13 protein-coding genes are annotated in these 16,540 nt (G+C 31.2%); 5 read left to right on the forward strand and 8 right to left on the reverse strand.

What is annotated here, in order from left to right; all coding sequences use genetic code 11:
- Nucleotides 1-36: 36 nt before the first annotated feature.
- From G507_RS0111915 to trhO, 7 genes are all read right to left on the reverse strand, one after another.
- A complete protein-coding gene (locus G507_RS0111915) occupies nucleotides 37-3,612 on the reverse strand; it encodes a M4 family metallopeptidase (protein WP_026717690.1) in 3,576 nt (1,191 codons plus the stop codon).
- 190 nt (nucleotides 3,613-3,802) lie between these two features.
- Entirely contained in the window at nucleotides 3,803-4,462 is a 660-nt protein-coding gene (locus tag G507_RS0111920; RefSeq protein ID WP_026717691.1) for a 3-oxoacid CoA-transferase subunit B, read from the reverse strand.
- Nucleotides 4,463-4,464: 2 nt separating this feature from the next.
- Complete coding sequence (locus tag G507_RS0111925) at nucleotides 4,465-5,166, reverse strand: CoA transferase subunit A (protein ID WP_026717692.1); 702 nt, start codon at nucleotides 5,164-5,166, stop codon at nucleotides 4,465-4,467.
- A 65-nt stretch (nucleotides 5,167-5,231) separates the two neighbouring features.
- Nucleotides 5,232-7,520 carry a penicillin-binding protein 1A gene (locus tag G507_RS0111930; protein WP_026717693.1) on the reverse strand — a complete coding sequence of 763 codons (2,289 nt, stop codon included), beginning with the start codon at nucleotides 7,518-7,520 and terminating at the stop codon, nucleotides 5,232-5,234.
- A gap of 8 nt (nucleotides 7,521-7,528) precedes the next feature.
- A complete protein-coding gene (locus G507_RS0111935; protein WP_026717694.1) occupies nucleotides 7,529-8,014 on the reverse strand; it encodes a gliding motility lipoprotein GldH in 486 nt (161 codons plus the stop codon).
- Nucleotides 7,995-9,161: a PSP1 domain-containing protein gene (locus G507_RS16940; protein ID WP_035666155.1), complete on the reverse strand. Its 1,167-nt coding sequence runs from the start codon at nucleotides 9,159-9,161 to the stop codon at nucleotides 7,995-7,997. Before G507_RS16940 ends, G507_RS0111935 begins: the two co-directional genes overlap by 20 nt.
- 196 nt (nucleotides 9,162-9,357) lie before the next feature.
- On the reverse strand, nucleotides 9,358-10,716 hold the full coding sequence (gene trhO, locus G507_RS0111945) for an oxygen-dependent tRNA uridine(34) hydroxylase TrhO (protein ID WP_026717695.1): 1,359 nt from the start codon (nucleotides 10,714-10,716) through the stop codon (nucleotides 9,358-9,360).
- 192 nt (nucleotides 10,717-10,908) lie between these two features.
- Between trhO and recA the strand changes: the two genes are divergently transcribed.
- The 4 genes from recA to G507_RS0111965 all read left to right on the forward strand — a co-directional run bounded on the left by recA (nucleotide 10,909) and on the right by G507_RS0111965 (nucleotide 14,479).
- Nucleotides 10,909-11,913: a recombinase RecA gene (recA, locus tag G507_RS0111950; RefSeq protein WP_026717696.1), complete on the forward strand. Its 1,005-nt coding sequence runs from the start codon at nucleotides 10,909-10,911 to the stop codon at nucleotides 11,911-11,913.
- 92 nt (nucleotides 11,914-12,005) lie between these two features.
- On the forward strand, nucleotides 12,006-12,413 hold the full coding sequence (locus tag G507_RS0111955; RefSeq protein ID WP_026717697.1) for a hypothetical protein: 408 nt from the start codon (nucleotides 12,006-12,008) through the stop codon (nucleotides 12,411-12,413).
- Between the two features lie 12 nt (nucleotides 12,414-12,425).
- Nucleotides 12,426-12,968, forward strand: a complete 543-nt coding sequence (locus G507_RS0111960; RefSeq protein WP_026717698.1) for an RNA polymerase sigma factor — start codon at nucleotides 12,426-12,428, stop codon at nucleotides 12,966-12,968.
- Entirely contained in the window at nucleotides 12,965-14,479 is a 1,515-nt protein-coding gene (locus tag G507_RS0111965) for a hypothetical protein (protein ID WP_026717699.1), read from the forward strand. The genes G507_RS0111960 and G507_RS0111965 overlap by 4 nt, the downstream gene beginning before the upstream one ends.
- Nucleotides 14,480-14,578: 99 nt before the next feature.
- Here G507_RS0111965 and G507_RS0111970 read toward each other — a convergent pair whose 3' ends face one another.
- Entirely contained in the window at nucleotides 14,579-15,307 is a 729-nt protein-coding gene (locus G507_RS0111970; RefSeq protein ID WP_026717700.1) for a lysophospholipid acyltransferase family protein, read from the reverse strand.
- Nucleotides 15,308-15,569: 262 nt separating this feature from the next.
- On the opposite strand from G507_RS0111970, the gene trpS reads away from it, so the two are divergent.
- Nucleotides 15,570-16,538 carry a tryptophan--tRNA ligase gene (trpS, locus tag G507_RS0111980; RefSeq protein WP_026717701.1) on the forward strand — a complete coding sequence of 323 codons (969 nt, stop codon included), beginning with the start codon at nucleotides 15,570-15,572 and terminating at the stop codon, nucleotides 16,536-16,538.
- The last annotated feature ends 2 nt before the right edge of the window (nucleotides 16,539-16,540 follow it).

A 16,540-nucleotide genomic window follows, 5' to 3' on the forward strand; every position in this document is an offset into this window, starting at 1 on the left:
TTGTAATCGGGATTTTTAAATTAATTAGTAATCTATTTATTTCTTAATGAATTTTTGATTGTTTATTTCTTCACCATCATTAACTTCAATAATATAAACACCTGCATTTAAAGATGAAACGTTTATCGCTTGTTGCGAAACTTCTCCTTTTAATACTGTTTGTCCTAATAAGTTGATAATGCTATAAGTCGCTTTTTCAGAAGGAACTCTAACATTCAACATTCCATCAGTAACTGGATTTGGATAAATCATAAAGTCACCATCAATTTCGTCGACATTATCAATTGTTAAAGAATTTGTAGTTCCTAATTGCATCAAGCTATTTGGTGCAAAACCAGTTCCTATAATTCCTTTTACAGTTACTTGATCAATATAAACTAAATCATCATTTGCAGAAGCATCACATTGAATTCTAAACTGTGAATTTGATGCAAAATTGTATTGTGCTTTAGTTAAATTAAGTGTTCCAGAATAAAAAGTATTGTTATTAAAACTAGAACCACTTACATAAGTTGCAATAGTTGTCCATGAAGAACCATTGTAGAATTGTACAAAGAAGTCTTCTCCTGTTTCCATAGAATTTGTGTAGAAATAGAATTTGAATTCAACTGCATCATATGAACCTAAATTAAATGAAGGTGATGTCATTGTTGAAGCAGAACCTGAATTATCTCTCACATAAATTGAATAACTTCCTTCAAAAGATCTTGAACCAGAATAACGAGCACAATCACTTCCACCGTCTTGCCACCCATCCCATCCAGATTCGAAGAATCCTTCATGTAATGTTGTAGTAGAATTTCCTGTTGAACCACCAGTTGTAGTAAATGTTACCGCATTACTAGATGAAGATACATTTCCTGCTGCATCTTTAGCTCTTACACTATAAGTATAAGAAGTGTTTGCTGTTAATCCTGTTAAATTTGCAGATGTTCCCGCAACATTTCCTAATAATGTTGAACCACTGTAAACATCATAACCTGTAACTCCAACATTGTCTGATGAAGCATTCCAAGAAAGTGAAGCCGTAGTTTCAGTTACATTTGAAGCAACTAAACTTGTTGGTGCGGTTGGTGCTTGTGTATCAGCCGTTGAACCTGTAATATTAACAGTATAATCTTCCACTTGTCCATAACTAAATGCTTCACAAGAAGTTGGAACACCGTTATATTTCATTGCAACTCTCATTCTTGTCACTCCAGTTGAAGCAGTTGCTGGAATTGTAAATGAACCACTTGCTGGAGGTGAAGTTGAAGTTGCTTTTGTCCAAACAGTTTCACCTGCATCATCAAAATCCCCATCTTTATTATAATCTACAAACACAGCATAACCTTCACTATAAACAGTTCCTGTCCAAGTTGGTGTAATTGTAATTGCGTAATTTGTTCCTTGTGTTACTGTAGTTGATATAGATGTAAAATCTTCGTAACCAGCAGTTCCTGTAGAAGCATTGTTTATTGAATTAAATTGAACTCTTCCAATTCTTTCATCTGCTGTACTGTTTCCTTGAGAAGCACAATAAGTAGTTGAACCTACTAATGTTGTTACACTTGCTGTATTACTTGTTGCAGATAAGTTTCCTGCAGCATCTTTAGCTTTTACTGTGAATGCATAAGTAGTTGAACCTGTCAAGCCTGAAGCTACATAAGAAGTTCCTGTAGCAGTTGTTACCAAAGTTCCATCTCTGTATACATTATATCCTGTAACACCAATATTATCTGTTGATGCATTCCAACTTAAATTAGTTGAAGAAGCTGTTGTTCCAGAAGCTACTAAGTTTGTAGGTGTAGAAGGTGCTTGTGAATCTGCAATAACATAAGCTGCACCAACTCCAACTGCATAAAATGCATTTGTAGTAGCAATAACTTCAGGTGAACCTGCACCGTATAAATCTACAGCAGATTGAATTCCGTAAGTTCTTGCATTAGCATATGTTGAATTTGCTGATAAATATTGACTCTCTAAACGATAAGCAATGTTTGATGCTTTGTCCATTCCAATTCCTGATACATTGTAAGTACTTCCTATATCATTTGTTCCTGATTTTCCTTGAACTAAAATATAAAACCAGTGATTTAAAACACCACTATTTGTATGAACTCCACAATAATCATTTGCTTGAGTTGGAGTTCCACAGTTAGGATTTTGCCAATAAGTTCCACCATAAGTATCTGGTTGACCTTCACTTTTTGGATTACTCATAGAACGTAAAGCTAAATGTCCAGAACGTCTTTCAATATCTTCACCAATTAACCATGTACTTTTTGTTGGTGCTGCATAAAACTCAACTGCTGATCCCCAAATATCTGAAAAAGCTTCGTTTAATGCTCCAGATTCTCTTTGATATGCTAAATTAGCTGTATAAGTACAAACTGCATGACCAATTTCATGTGCGGCAACATCTAATGAAGTTAAGATATCAAAGTAAGTTCCACTTCCATCACCATAAGTCATTCTAGAACCATCCCAAAAAGCATTGTCATAGTTTGAACTATAATGAACATAACTGTTAATAGCTGCACCCGAATTATTGAAACTATTTCTGTTGTGTTTTACACCCCAATAATCAAATGTTTTTTCAGCTCCCCAATGTGCATCTAAAGCTCCATTATCTTTATTAGTAGAATGTTCTGCTGTTGTCCAGTTATTATCATTATCTGTAAAGTTAACTGCAGAAGCATAATTTGTACTTGTATTTAAGTCATAAGTATTAACACCACTTCCACGAGTTGCATCTTTTAAGATATAACTTCCACCGCTTAAAGTAGTTTCAATAGATTGTGAACCGCTGTATCTAGTTGAAGCTGTTCCTGCTACTAAAGTTTCTAAAGTATTGGTAAGTTGTTTTGTTTTTTCAGTAGAAACTTCTGGAATATATTTAGCCTTTTTTGTTAAAGGATTAAATGATGAATGTCCAAAGTTATTAGCATGTTTGATGGTTGCGTTATAAAAAACAACTTCTCCGTTTTGAGCATCAACATATACATCACCTCTACTTAAAGGTTGCGATGCATAAATGTCAAATTTATATACTAATTTAAGTTTTACTTTTTCTTTACTATCTGTTACGTTATCATTAAAAACAGGAATAATCATTAGTTCTCCTTGAGGTTTTTGATAATTTCCGGCTAAAACTGCTTCTTCTGGATTATCCCATAAATAAGAAGTTGCTCCAATTTTTCTTGTAGCATTATTAAAAGCTACTGATGCACTAATTGATGGAATTATTTTGAAATCATTAATTGGATACATTTCTCCACTAATTGAAACAACTTTTCCACTTTTTGAATGTAAAGTATAAGTAACAAACTCTACTTTAATTCCTTTGTGAAACAATTGAAATTTTTCATGGAAGAAACCTTTACTGTCTTGTTCTGAATAAATTGAAACAAATTCAGAATCATCTGACAAATTAAACTGATCTTTAAAAATGGTCCTCGAGTCTTTTGTTGAATAAGAAGAAGTCTCATTGAAAACGACTAAACTTATTTGTCCGTTTTCATCAATAATTTTTTGTTTTACATTTTTATCTCCCTCTTGAGCGGAAACAGTTAGTGAGAATAAACTGAGGGCAGCTATTGCCATCCAGCTTTTAGGTAAATTTTTTTTCATAATAAATCTGTTGTTAAATTAGTTAATAGGCTTTTAATTTTGAGATTTTAAATATATTAACAAAATTTTAATATTTATTACGGTTAAACCGCATATTTTTTAAATACCCACTATTTTTATTAACAATTTATTATTAATAGCACAAAAAAAGCCAGCAATAGCTGGCTTTTCATTAGGGAAAATATTTTTTTTAATTTAATATCATTTCAGGAATATCTCCTTCTATAATTAATGTGCCTTCTGTAGCATTTTTTATCTCTTCAATAGAAACTCCAGGAGCTCTTTCTAAGAGTTTAAAACCTTTTGGTGTAATTTCTATTACGGCTAATTCAGTTACAATTTTCTTTACGCAACCAACTCCTGTTAAAGGAAGCGAGCATTTCTTTAACAATTTTGATTCTCCTGCTCTATTAACGTGCATCATGGCAACTATAATATTTTCAGCAGAAGCAACTAAGTCCATTGCTCCACCCATTCCTTTTACCATTTTACCTGGAATTTTCCAGTTTGCAATATCTCCATTTTCTGAAACTTCCATAGCTCCTAAAATAGTTAAATCTACTTTTTGACTACGAATCATTCCAAAACTAAAAGCTGAATCAAAGAAACTTGCTCCTGGCAATGTTGTAATGGTTTGTTTTCCTGCATTAATAATATCTGCGTCTTCTTCTCCTTCAAAAGGAAAAGGCCCCATTCCTAAAACACCGTTTTCAGATTGAAATTCTACATTAATATCATTTCTTACAAAATTGGCTACTAAAGTTGGAATACCTATTCCTAGGTTTACATAGTAACCATCTTTTACTTCTTTTGCAATTCGCATTGCAATTTGATTTTTATCTAATGCCATAATTAATTTCTTTGTCTTACAGTACGTTGTTCTATTCTCTTTTCAAATTTTTCTCCTTGGAAAATACGATTTACCATAATTCCTGGAATATGAATTTGATTTGGATCTAAAGTTCCTGCTGGAACTAATTCTTCAACCTCAGCAATTGTGATTTTTGCAGCTCCGGCCATAACAGCATTGAAATTTCTGGCTGTTCCTTTGAAAATTAAATTTCCAGCTTCATCCCCTTTCCATGCTTTTACTATGGCGAAATCAGCTTTATAAGCTAATTCCATTATATGCATTTTACCGTTGAATTCTCTTGTTTCTTTTCCTTCAGCTACTTCTGTTCCGTAACCTGCGGGTGTAAAAAATGCTGGAATTCCGGCTTGTGCAGCTCTACATTTTTCGGCTAAAGTTCCTTGTGGTGTTAATTCTACATCTAATTCTCCTGAAAGCATTTGACGTTCAAACTCAGCATTTTCACCTACATAAGAAGAAATCATTTTCTTGATTTGTCTTTTTTGAAGTAATAATCCTAATCCAAAATCATCAACTCCAGCATTATTTGAAATACAGGTTAAACCTGAAATATTCATTTTCACAAGTTCTGCAATACTATTTTCTGGTATTCCACAAAGCCCAAAACCACCTAACATTATTGTCATGTTGTCTTTTATGCCTTGGAGTGCTTCTTGCACGTTATTTACTTTTCTATTTATCATAGTTGTTCTAAAATTTGCTTAAATGTATAAAAAAAACACCTTCTTTCAAAGGTGTTTGTGTAATTTTAAAATTGTAACTCATCAATATCAGGGACTACTGTTTCTGTTGTATCAATAACTTTTTTCGCAGTCCAACAATCTACTTTAATAGACATATCAGCAGGTTTTGGAAATCTTTCTTTAGAAACATTTAGTGATTTATCTTTATAACATTTGTCCATAAAAATACCCCAAATTGGCAAAGCCATTGTAGCTCCTTGTCCGTAATAAGTTCTTCTAAAGTGAGCTGATCTATCTTCGTTTCCTACCCAAACTCCTGCTGCTAAATTTGGAACCATTCCCATAAACCAACCGTCAGAATTATTTTGTGAAGTTCCTGTTTTACCTGCAATTTCATTTTGGAGATTGTAATTATAATTCATAAAACCCGCACTACCTCTTCTTAATCTTGCACCTGTTCCTGCATCTTCTGTTACACCTGCCATTAATTTTATAACTGCATAAGCTACTTCTTTATTAACTACGTCTTTTGTTTCTGGCATACTTTCAAAAATAACTACTCCATTTTTATCTTCTATTCGAGTAATTATTTGTGGTTTTACATATTGTCCTTCATTGGCAAAGGTACTTAATGCAGCAACCATTTCTTCTACTGTAATTTCTACTGCACCTAATGCAATTGCTGGTCTTGCAGGAATTTCAGAAGAAACTCCTAATCTATGAACCATATTAACAACGGCCTCCGGTCCAACTCTATCCATTAATTTTGCAGAAATTGTATTTACTGAATTGGCTAAAGCTTTTTTTAAATTAATTAAGCCTCTATATTTTCCATCAGAATTTCTTGGTGACCAAGATTGTGTAATTCCCCATTTTCCTTTTGGCATTGTAAATGGTGAATCTATAATTGAATCACATGGTGACATTCCCAATTGATCAATAGCTGTTGCGTAAACGAAAGGTTTGAAAGTAGAACCTACTTGTCTCGCTCCTTGACCTACGTGATCGTATTGAAAGTATTTTTGGTCAATTCCTCCAACCCAAGCTTTTACATAACCTGTTTGCGGCTCCATTGCCATAAATCCGGTTTGAAGAAAATGTTTATAATAAATTATTGAGTCTTTTGGAGTCATTATTGTGTCTCTCTCACCGTTCCAAGTAAAAATTTTCATTTTTGTTTTGACCTCAAATGATTTTAAGATTTCATCATCTGTTTTTTCATCACCTTTCATAATTCTCCAACGTTCAGAATTTTTCATAGCTCTTTTAATGATGCTATTGGTTTCCTCATCTGTCAAATTAACGAAAGGGGCGTTTTTTTTATCTTTTGCTTCTTCAAAGAATTTTTCTTGAAGATTTTTTAAATGTTGAGCTACTGCTTCTTCTGCATATTTTTGCATTTTTGAATCAATAGTAGTATAAATTTTTAGACCATCTTTATGAATATCATATGTTGTTCCGTCTGGTTTAGGATTGTCTTTGGTCCATTTTTTTAGATAATCACGTAAGTATTCTCTAAAATAAGTTGCAATTCCATCGTTATGATTTTCTAGTTTGAAATCTAATTTTAAGGGCTCGGCTTTTAGCTTTGCGAATTTATCTTCTGACAGATGCTTATTTCTAACCATTTGACCTAAAACAATGTTTCTTCTGTTTGTAGCTCTTTCTTTAAATCTGTTAGGATTAAATCTAGATGGATTTGTAAGCATTCCAACCAAAACAGCACTTTCTTCTGTAGCTAGATCTTTTGGTTTTTTATTGAAGTATATTTTAGAAGCAGAAGAAATTCCAATTGCATTATTCACAAAATCAACTTGATTTAAATACATGGCAATTATTTCTTGTTTGGTATATTGTCTTTCTAATCGAACTGCAATAATCCATTCTTTTACTTTTTGAACAATACGAACTACAATATTTTTTGAACCATCACTTCCGTGAAAAAGGTTTTTTGCCAATTGTTGAGTAATTGTACTTGCTCCACCATTGCTCCCCAATTTAAGAACTGCACGCATTGTACCTCTGGGGTCAATTCCAGAATGTTCGTAGAAGCGTTCATCTTCAGTTGAAACCAAAGCATTAACTAAATCATCAGGAAGATCTTTAAATTTAACTGGAATTCTATTTTGAATGGCAAATTTACCAATGGTTTTTCCGTCAGAAGAAATAATTTCTGAAGCAATATTTGAATTTGGATTTTCTAACTCGTCAAAGGATGGCATTTCACCAAAAAAGCCCCATGAAGCTAGAAAGAAAAAAGCCACCATTGCAATCATAGCGTAAGTAAAAAGAATCCAAAACTTTTTTACATAATCAGAAAAATTCTCTTTATTGTTCTTTTTTGCAGTTGCCATATTCTATATTATTTTTTTTCAATTCTAAAACCAACTTCTGTAATACCTTCTAACTCCTCAACTCCTTTTACCTTGCCCGTTTCTCGATTGGCTTGTGTTATTGAAATTGAATAGTTACCTGATTTAGGAAATTTAAAATTCTCTTTAAACCAAAGTTTATTGTGTTTTGTATCTGTAACTCCTTCGCCAAGTAATGTCCCATCAGGATTTGCCATCAAATATTCTAAAGTATCAATCTTAACAATATTATTAGGTTGATCCATTTTTACAATTAAAAACAAATTATTAAATGCATAATTATTATTGTTTCTAATTGTAACAAACATATTATACAAGTTAATAGTGTCCTTTTGTTCAAACGAAAATTTTATTTCCTTCTTATTGGTCCATTTACCATCAAGATTTACATATTCGTCATAAAACCTTTTATCGTCACATGAAGTAAAAATAACGATAAAAAATAAAAGCAAAATACTATTTCCCTTTAGGTTCATTTGGCTTCTTTTTAAAATTTTTCTTTCTTTTATTGTTGTTTTTATTCTTTTTTACGGGTTGATCAAATCGTGTTAAACTATCTTGACCTACAACATTTTGATATGTTTTTTCAATCTGAGGCGCAGCTTCTACAACAAAATCTTCAAGCGAAGATACACGCTCTTTCTTTTTATTTACTTCTAAAATTTCTTTTACTTGAGCAACAGGTAAAACATGCCAATGTGCTGAATTATTTGCATATGAGAACCACATTAACTCTTTAAAAATGTCAATTTTTTGACAAAAAGCATCTCCTTTTTCAGTGTATAATTTAGTTTCCATGTCTGGAATATGTTTCAACGCGTCTAAATAAGTATCTAACTCATAATTTAAACAGCATTTTAATTTTCCACATTGCCCAGCTAGTTTTTGAGGATTTAACGAAAGTTGTTGGTAACGCGCTGCTGATGTATTTACACTTCTAAAATCGGTTAACCAAGTTGAACAACATAACTCTCTACCACAAGATCCAATTCCACCAAGTCTAGAAGCTTCTTGACGGAAACCAACTTGTTTCATTTCGATTCTTATGCTAAATTCACGAGCAAATTCTTTGATTAATTGTCTAAAGTCTACTCTATCATTTGCTGTGTAATAAAACGTTGCTTTTGATCCATCACCTTGAAATTCAATATCTGAAATTTTCATTTCTAATTTTAAACCTATAGCTAATTCTCTAGCTTTTACTTTTATTTTTTCTTCTTTTTCACGGCAAACACTCCAAATATCAATATCTTTTTGAGTAGCTTTTCTATAAACTTTAGCTAAATCTCCATCAGGATTTTCACTTTTTTTCTTCATTTGAATTTTTACCAATTCTCCTGTAAGTGAAATTATTCCAATATCGTGTCCCGGTGAAGCTTCAGTTGCCACAACATCTCCAATTGAAAGAGTTAATTTTTCAGTATTTCTAAAAAATTCTTTTCTACCATTTTTAAATCTTACCTCAACCGCATTAAAAGGTTCTTGTCCACCAGGCAAAGCCATGTTAGACAACCAATCAAAAACCGTTAATTTGTTGCAGCTATCGGTGCCGCAAGTCCCATTATTTTTACATCCTTTTGGTGTGCCATCTTTAGCACCCGTAGAACAGCTTGTACATGCCATAATTTTGTATATATATTGATTGTTCCGATTAAAGAACTACTTGTCAAAAGTGTATTTTGAATGTAAAGATACTATAATTTTACATATAGTCTAATGATAAATATTTGACTAAAAACAAAACCTACTTACATTGAAACGCAAATAGGTTTTATAAAGTATGTGATTTTAAATTCTTCTTTTTAGAAAATTCTTCGCATTAATTCAAAATTTTAAATAATTTGTCTGAAAGCCTAACTCTAAAAGGGAGTTCAAAAGTAATTTTGTCTCCAGCTTTAGCTTCAGAAGCCTCTTGTCCATTCACAAACATTTTTCCTAGAATTAACTCTTGATTTCCTGTTGTTGGTCCAGAAATTAATATTTTATCGCCAATATTTAGTTCTTGCTTTTCTATAGTAAAAAGTCCAACTTGAGCTTTTACATAATAATGATCTGTTTTACCAACTAATACTTTTTTTACTTTTATTTTTTGATGGATGTCTTTTGTTTTACTGACAACTGCTAGTGAAACATCACTTAATTCTCCTGAATGTTTGAATTTTAAATTTTCAGATTTTCCTTTTCTAAAGACTTTATTTCCAACTTGCAAGCCTTTTCTTAATTTGACTTGTTCTACTAAAGGTAAATGTGTTGTTTCTAAACATGCTGTTGAACAGCAATTATCCATAGCTGTTTTACATTCATCACATTGAATAAATAATAAATGACAACTATCGTTATAGCAATTGGTATGATTGTCACATGGTTTTCCGCATTGATGACATTGGGAAACAATATCTTCTGTGATTCTTTCTCCTAAACGATTATCAAAAACGAAATTTTTTCCAATGAATTTGCTCTCCAAATTTTCCTCTTTAATTTGTTTAGCATATTGTATAATTCCACCTTCTAGTTGAAATACGTTTTTAAAACCTTGGTGTTTGTAGTAAGCACTTGCTTTTTCACATCGAATTCCTCCAGTACAATACATTACTAGATTTTTGGTTTCTTTGAAATCTTTTAATTGTTCATTTATAATAGGAAGACTTTCTCTAAAAGTTTCAACATCTGGAGTAATTGCTCCTTTAAAATGTCCGACTTCGCTTTCATAGTGATTTCTAAAATCAACTACAATTGTGTTTGGATCTTCTAAAATTTGATTGAACTCTTTTGCTCTTAAATGAACCCCTTTATTTGTAACATCAAAGGTTGCATCATTTAAACCATCTGCGACAATTTTATGTCGAACTTTGATCGTTAATTTTAAAAATGAATGGTCATCCTGATCAACAGCCACATTTAAACGGATTCCTTTCATGAAATCATAAACTTCTAGCGTATCGCGAAAAGCTTCAAAATTATCTGCAGGCACACTCATTTGAGCATTTATTCCTTCGTGGGCAACGTAAATTCGTCCTAGAGCATCAAGTGCATTCCAAGCTACGAATAAATCATCTCTAAATTTTTTTGGGTCTTCAATTTTGGCATACGCATAAAAAGAAAGTGTAAGTCGTTGCTTACCTGCTTCATCAATAAGTTGAGCTCTTTCTTCTGCGCTTAATGTGTTATACAGTTGCATGCTATAAACGTTTAGAATCGTTACATGTAACGATTGTACAGAAAATATTTTTTTTAATCCTAAATGGAAGGATTTATTTGCAAAGGTAAAAAAATTGATAAAAAATCAAATTTTAAATTCTAAAATAAAATATATTAACAATTTTTGGCACACCAAAAAAAAGCAGTATTTTTACGAAAAATAAATGCAATTATGAGTTCAGATAAAGAAGCCAAATTAAAAGCGTTACAGCTAACATTAGATAAATTAGACAAAACTTACGGAAAAGGAACCGTAATGAAACTGGGAGATTCTGCTGTTGAAGAAATAGAAACTATTTCCTCTGGTTCACTTGGAATTGACATTGCTTTAGGAGTAAATGGATACCCAAGAGGTAGGGTTATTGAAGTGTATGGCCCAGAATCTTCTGGTAAAACAACTTTAACATTACATGCTATTGCTGAAGCTCAAAAAGCTGGTGGAATTGCTGCTTTTATCGATGCTGAGCACGCTTTTGATCGTTTTTACGCTCAAAAACTAGGTGTTGATATAGATAATTTAATTATGTCTCAACCAGATAATGGTGAACAAGCATTAGAAATTGCAGAAAACTTAATTCGTTCTGGTGCAATTGATATTGTTGTAATTGACTCTGTCGCTGCCTTAACGCCAAAAAGTGAAATTGAAGGTGATATGGGTGATTCAAAAATGGGATTACATGCTCGTTTGATGTCTCAAGCTTTAAGAAAATTAACTGGAACTATTCACAAAACGAATTGTACTGTTTTCTTCATTAACCAATTAAGAGATAAAATTGGAGTAATGTTTGGAAGTCCAGAAACTACAACTGGTGGAAATGCCTTAAAATTTTATGCTTCGGTGAGAATTGATATTAGACGTTCTACTCAAATTAAAGATGGTGATAACGTTATAGGAAATAGAACAAAAGTAAAAATCGTTAAAAATAAAGTTGCACCACCTTTTAGAACGGCCGAATTTGATATTATGTATGGGGAAGGAATTTCTAAAGTAGGAGAAATTTTAGATTTAGCTGTAGAATATGAAATCGTAAAGAAAAGCGGTTCTTGGTTTAGTTATGGTGAAACAAAACTTGGTCAAGGAAGAGATGCTGTTAAAGGTTTAATAAAAGATAATCCAGAACTAATGGATGAATTGGAAGTCAAAATTAAAGAATATTTAGCAGAAAATAAATCATAATAAAGAAGCCCGAAATTTTTTCGGGTTTTTTTATATATTTAACGCAACCTTTTTCAAAAATTTGAATCTACAAAGTATAATAAAATAATAAAATGAAGAAATTTGTTTTTTTTCTGATAATGATTTCCATGGTGCTTTCGTGTAACTTGGATGATGAACCCAAATCCGAATCTGTTGCTTTGCCGATTGAATCAGTAATAATTCCTTCAGATTGGCCGTTAAATCAGTTGGGTGCCATTAAGGTTATATATAGAAGACCTTCTACTTGTCATCTATTTAATGGCTTTAACTACCAGTATACAGATGAGTTTACAAGAACAGTTAATATTGAAGCTATAAAGCTCAATGATGATAATTGTATTGATGCGAGTGCTGAATCCTATGAAGTAGATTTACAATTCAAACCTACAGAATTTGGTATTTATCATTTTAAATTTTGGTCTGGAGTGGATGAAAACGGAAATAATACTTTTTTAGAATATGATATAGACGTACAATAATTTAAATATAATTTGTCAATAGAGCAACTCATACATGAATGTACTAAGAACAATACTAAAGCAAAAGAGCAACTATATAGACTATTGTCTTCTAAAATATTTGCTGTTTGTTTAAAGTATTCGAGAAATTATGAAGAGGCTCAAGACAATTTACAAGAAGGGTTTTTATTGCTTTTTGACAAAATTCATCAGTTCAAACACAAAGGTTCTTTTGAAGGATGGGCAAAGAGAGTTGTAATAAATTATATTTTACAACAATACAGAACTCAAAATATATTTGAAATTGTTTCTGAAAATTATCCAGATGAAGTAGAAGTAGAATCTGAAGAAGAAAATATTACATTAGATTTTTTAACTCGCATTATTCAAGAGTTACCTGATCGTTACAGACTTGTTTTTAACCTCTATGTTATGGATGATTATTCACACAAAGAGATTGCTGAAATGTTAAGCATAAATATTGGCACATCTAAATCTAATTTAGCAAGAGCAAAAGCCATATTGAAAGAAAAAATAGAATTGAACAATCAAATGTCAATTCCAAAAATTAAATGAAAGAACAAAAAAACATAGAACGTTTATTTCAAGAAAAGTTTAAAGACTTTGAAGTTGCACCTCCAGAAATGGCCTGGAACAACATTGAAGCTAGATTAAATGAAAAGAAAAAGAAAAGAAGACTCATTCCTTTTTGGTTTAAAGCTTCAGGTATTGCAGCATCATTATTATTAGGATTCTATATGTATACTTATTTTAATACTGATTCTATTTCTATTAATCCTAAAAACTCAACAGTAGAAAAAAACAGTAATTCTATTGATAAAAATAATCAGGAAAATATTATTAAATCAATTATTAAGCCTGATGAGTTATCAAATGAAGATGAAAGTGTAATGCTATCTGGAAATAAAAACAGTACAAATCCTAATAATTCAATTAATAAAGAAGAAACGCAAGGTAAAAACTCATTCAATAAAAAACAGAAAAGTATATTAGTAGAAACATCTAAAAATTTAGTTTCGGTTTTAAAAAACAACATTAAAAATAAACAAAAATCTAATCAAATAACCGAAGACAATAGTGTTGGCTTAGAAGATAATAAACCTAATGTTATTGTATTTGAAAATAATAACAACAAAAATAAAGATTCAAATTTATCTGAAAACAAAATTGATTTTGATAAAATAAATGGTGTATTAAAAGATAAAAAAAGTTCTGCTATTTCTGAAAAATCAGCTAATAACAAAACTCAAGATAGTTCTCTAGTTGCAAAAATTTCTGAAGAAGTTAATGCATTAGAGCAATTGCTTAAAGAAAAAGAGGTGGGAAAAAATGTTGAGGAAAAAGAAAAAGAGATGCAAAATAGATGGGCGGTAAGTAGCAATGCTTCGCCCGTTTATTTTAATTCGTCATCAAAGACCTCAACACTTGACACTAAATTTGACTCTAATGACAAGGGTTATAACTCAAACCTTAGTTATGGCTTAGGTATTTCTTTTGCAATAAATAATAAAATAAGTATTAGAACTGGGGTAAACACCTTAAATTTTAATTCCAATACAAAAGATATCTTGTTTTATCAAAGAAATAATCCCTCAACTATTGATAATTTAAGTAGAAACACAAGAGGTAGTTTAATAAATATAGAAAACAAACTACCAGATGATCTAAAAGAAATCGATTTCTATGGTGGTGAATTAATAAAGTATAGCGGAGAATTAAGTCAAGAATTAGGGTATTTAGAAATTCCTTTAGAATTAAGTTACATGATACTGGATAAAAAATTTAGTATAAATCTAATCGGAGGAATGAGTACATTGTTTTTAAACAATAACAATGTTTCCATTGTTTCTAATGACATGAGCATGGAAATAGGCTCTGCTACTAATTTAAATTCTATTCATTATAGTACAAATTTTGGTATGGGGTTTAGTTATACATTTTTAAAATCATTTCAAGCAAACATAAACCCAATGTTTAAATATCAACTCAATACATATACTGATAACTCAAATAATATTAAACCTTATTTCATAGGGTTATATTCCGGATTATCTTATAAATTCTAATTTTTTGGTTAAAAATTTAGTTAAGTTGTTTCATACTTTTTTAAAGATGAAACTGAAAAAGCACTCTAGCCACGAGTGCTTTTTTATTTTATATAAGACTTAAAGGTCTTTTAAAATTGCTTCTCTAACTTGCTTTTTAACAACTGCTTTATCTACTAATTTCAATCCTTTCGTCTCAACAAAAGAATGAATTTTTACCCTCATTCTTCCAGTTGTTCCACTCAGAAAAGTAAATGAAAAGCGCTTTTTATTATCTAAAAATGTCATCGGTACAATCGGAATTTGATGTTCAATGGCTAATCTAAAAGCTCCATCTTTAAATTCATCTAACACAATAGATTCGTCATCAGGAACACCACCTTCTGGAAAAATACAAACACTCAATCCTTGATTAATCTTGTGTTGAGCCATTTCAAAAACCTTAAAACGACTTCTACTATTACTTCTATCTACCAAAATACAAGTTCGTTTATAGAAAAATCCAAACAATGGAATTTTAGCCAATTCAGCTTTTCCAACAAAAACAAAAGGATTGTCTTTTACAACAGCAAGCATCAGCATAATATCGGTCATTGAAGTATGATTAGCAACTAACATATAACTTTTACCTTTTTCAAATTCTTGTTCTCTTTCGATTTTATAATAAAATCCCATTCCAAATAAAATGAATCTAGCCCAAATTCTGGCCATAAAGAAAAATATAGGATACGTTTTTTCACTAAGAATTGATAGTACCAAAAAAGGTAGCATAACCAATATTGGAATAAACATTAAAATATAAAACCAAACACGCCAAAGCACCCAAAATAGTATTTTAAAAATCTTCATTTAATAATATTTGTAACCAAACTTTTGGTATTTTAATCAATCATTTACCTGCTATCCACTCTATCTTTTTTTTACAAAAAAGGATGCCGTTCCTATCAGGGTTAGGGATTTGTGTTTTGGGCTTCTCTAAAGTGATTTCAAAAGTAAACAAAATAAAATTTAAACCATACATTCTAAATCTTAATACAAAACCTTACTTTTGTAAAAAAGAACATATACTTAAATTCTGAAATAAAATCAGAACAAGTAAATTCAACACAATATGGCAAAAATATTAACAGGTGTACAAAGCACTGGAACACCTCATCTAGGAAATTTACTAGGTGCAATTATTCCTGCAATCGAAATGACTGAAAAAAGCGATGATCAATCGTTTTTATTTATTGCTGACTTACATTCCATTACACAAATTAAAGATGGAGCAACTCTTCGTCAAAATACATATAGCACTGCTGCAGCTTGGTTAGCTTGTGGTTTAGATGTCAATAAAGTGACTTTTTACCGTCAATCTGATGTGCCACAAACCACTGAATTATCTTGGTATTTAAGTTGCTTCTTTCCTTTTCAACGTTTAACGTTGGCGCATTCGTTCAAAGACAAAGCTGATAGATTAGAAGATGTAAATGCTGGTTTGTTTTCTTATCCAATGCTTATGGCTGCTGATATCTTATTATATGATGCAAACATAGTTCCTGTTGGAAAAGATCAATTGCAACATTTAGAAATCACTCGCGATGTAGCTTCACGTTTTAATCATCAAATGGGAGAAACTTTTGTTTTACCTGAAGCAAAAATCGATGAAAACACTATGATTGTTCCTGGAACAAACGGTGGAAAAATGAGTAAATCGGCAAATAATTATATCAATATATTTTTAGATGATAAAGCTCTACGCAAACAAATCATGGGAATTGAAACGGATAGCACACCGCTTGAAGAACCAAAAAACCCTGATACTTGTAACTGTTTTACGTTATATAAATTATTAGCTTCTCCTGAACAAATTGAAGCAATGAGAGCCAATTATATAGGTGGAAATTATGGTTACGGACACGCAAAACAAGCTCTTTTTGAATTAATTGTAGAGAAATTTGCAACCGTTAGAGAAAAATATAATTACTACATCAACAACACAGAAGAAGTAGATAAATTATTGTTAGATGGTGCTGCAAAAGCAAGTATTGTTGCTAATGGAGTTTTAAAAAGAGTTAGAGAGAAATTGGGATATTAAAC

The organism is Flavobacterium gelidilacus DSM 15343, from assembly GCF_000422685.1.
GTDB lineage: Bacteria > Bacteroidota > Bacteroidia > Flavobacteriales > Flavobacteriaceae > Flavobacterium > Flavobacterium gelidilacus.

What these genes read in the sequence shown, in the direction of transcription:
- G507_RS0111925 (WP_026717692.1), bottom strand. Translation starts at nt 5,166, where the DNA reads ATGATAAATAGAAAAGTAAATAACGTGCAAGAAGCACTCCAAGGCATA.
- G507_RS0111920 (WP_026717691.1), bottom strand. Translation starts at nt 4,462, where the DNA reads ATGGCATTAGATAAAAATCAAATTGCAATGCGAATTGCAAAAGAAGTA.
- G507_RS16940 (WP_035666155.1), bottom strand. Translation starts at nt 9,161, where the DNA reads ATGGCATGTACAAGCTGTTCTACGGGTGCTAAAGATGGCACACCAAAA.
- G507_RS0111935 (WP_026717694.1), bottom strand. Translation starts at nt 8,014, where the DNA reads ATGAACCTAAAGGGAAATAGTATTTTGCTTTTATTTTTTATCGTTATT.
- G507_RS0111930 (WP_026717693.1), bottom strand. Translation starts at nt 7,520, where the DNA reads ATGGCAACTGCAAAAAAGAACAATAAAGAGAATTTTTCTGATTATGTA.
- trhO (WP_026717695.1), bottom strand. Translation starts at nt 10,716, where the DNA reads ATGCAACTGTATAACACATTAAGCGCAGAAGAAAGAGCTCAACTTATT.
- trpS (WP_026717701.1), top strand. Translation starts at nt 15,570, where the DNA reads ATGGCAAAAATATTAACAGGTGTACAAAGCACTGGAACACCTCATCTA.
- recA (WP_026717696.1), top strand. Translation starts at nt 10,909, where the DNA reads ATGAGTTCAGATAAAGAAGCCAAATTAAAAGCGTTACAGCTAACATTA.
- G507_RS0111965 (WP_026717699.1), top strand. Translation starts at nt 12,965, where the DNA reads ATGAAAGAACAAAAAAACATAGAACGTTTATTTCAAGAAAAGTTTAAA.
- G507_RS0111970 (WP_026717700.1), bottom strand. Translation starts at nt 15,307, where the DNA reads ATGAAGATTTTTAAAATACTATTTTGGGTGCTTTGGCGTGTTTGGTTT.
- G507_RS0111955 (WP_026717697.1), top strand. Translation starts at nt 12,006, where the DNA reads ATGAAGAAATTTGTTTTTTTTCTGATAATGATTTCCATGGTGCTTTCG.
- G507_RS0111915 (WP_026717690.1), bottom strand. Translation starts at nt 3,612, where the DNA reads ATGAAAAAAAATTTACCTAAAAGCTGGATGGCAATAGCTGCCCTCAGT.